General features: G+C 59.9%; 3 protein-coding genes. 1 reads left to right on the forward strand and 2 read right to left on the reverse strand.

Annotated features, from left to right (window positions below):
- A partial coding sequence (locus tag A3764_RS16095; protein ID WP_201722446.1) for a PLP-dependent transferase occupies positions 1-656 on the forward strand: 656 nt, incomplete at its 5' end.
- A 66-nt stretch (positions 657-722) separates the two neighbouring features.
- On the opposite strand, the gene A3764_RS16100 is transcribed toward A3764_RS16095, so the two are convergent.
- Entirely contained in the window at positions 723-1,154 is a 432-nt protein-coding gene (locus A3764_RS16100) for a DsrE family protein (protein WP_067922104.1), read from the reverse strand.
- Positions 1,155-1,210: 56 nt separating this feature from the next.
- On the reverse strand, positions 1,211-1,408 hold a 198-nt coding region (locus A3764_RS24150; RefSeq protein ID WP_330220538.1), incomplete at its 5' end, for a HesA/MoeB/ThiF family protein.

A 1,408-nucleotide genomic window follows, 5' to 3' on the forward strand; every position in this document is an offset into this window, starting at 1 on the left:
GCGATGCCACGTTCTCTTCCCCGCTGGGGATGGATAGCAATGCGCTCGGCGTCGATCTGGTGATGCATTCCACCACGAAATACATGGGCGGGCACGGGGATGCCGTCGGTGGTGCGGTCGCCGGCTCGCGGGAGTTGGTGAAGCAAATGCGTCTGGAGGCATCCATCCACCATGGCGGTATCCTGTCCCCCTTCAATGCGTGGCTCATTGCGCGGGGGGCGTCCACCCTGCCCTTGCGGATGAAGGCGCATCAGGCGGGTGCCATGGCGGTGGCGGAATGGCTTGAGAACCAGTCCAGCGTGACCAAGGTGATGTATCCCGGGCTACCGTCCCACCCCCAGCACGATCTGGCGAAGCACCAGATGAAGAACTATTCAGGCATGCTGAGCTTTCAGGTCGGCGACGTTGCTACAGCGGAACGGCTGGCTCAAACCATGATCGACAAGTTCGAGGTCATCCATTACGCGGTTTCGCTTGGTCATCATCGCAGCCTTATGTTCTGGATGGAGACTGAAGGCCTGATGGAGACGTCTTTCCGCCTGTCAGGCGCGGCGCTCGACAGCTACAGGGATTTCGCGGGGGACGGTATTTTCCGCATGTCCGTAGGACTGGAAGACCCCGAAGACCTGATCGCCGATCTTGCCAAGGTTCTGTGATACCGCGGCTAACAGGCAAAGGGCGCCCGTGTAGGAGCGCCCTTTTTTCATGGATGAAAGGTTGGATTAGGGCCGCACGTAGGCGTAGCCCTCTTCCTGCAGTTCGATCAGGCGCACCACGCCCGAGGTAACCATATTCGCCTCTTCCATCATGGGGATGTCCTGCCCCGCCTTTTCGCTCATGGCGCGGTGGGTATTGCCGCAGGCCGCAAAGGTCAGGGACGGTATTTCAAGCGACATCACGGAGATACGCTGCTCCACAGGGCTCTTGCCCGGGATCAGCATGTTGAGGCCGGGGCCATATGTCACGATCTCGATGATGACCTCATCGCCCTGGCTTTCATAATAGCTGTGGACGTTGGCGGCGTTGTTCAGCGCCATGTTCATCACCTGGGGGTCGTTCTCATCCACGTGAATGGCAACCTTGTGGGTCACACCCTCGGCCCATGCCGCGACGGGGGCCAGCACCATTGCGGCGATCATCAAAAGTTTTCTCATCGTATTTTCCCTAGGTTGTTCGTTAACCAACATAGCACAACGCAACGCTGGCGCTTTCAAATTGTGGCGAGATCACCGCAGGTCGCGCAATCGGGGCGTCGCTCGATACCGATGGTGCGGCTTTCGCCGTATAGCGCATCGTAGATCACCATTTGCCCGCGCAGCGGTGTACCCGCGCCCGTGATCAGCTTGATCGCCTCTGCCGCCATCATGGCGCCGACGACCCCCGGCAACGGTCCCAGGACGCCTGCCTC

It is taken from the genome of Sulfitobacter sp. HI0129 (assembly GCF_001635395.1).
Classification (GTDB): domain Bacteria; phylum Pseudomonadota; class Alphaproteobacteria; order Rhodobacterales; family Rhodobacteraceae; genus Sulfitobacter.

What these genes read in the sequence shown, in the direction of transcription:
- A3764_RS16100 (WP_067922104.1), bottom strand. Translation starts at nt 1,154, where the DNA reads ATGAGAAAACTTTTGATGATCGCCGCAATGGTGCTGGCCCCCGTCGCG.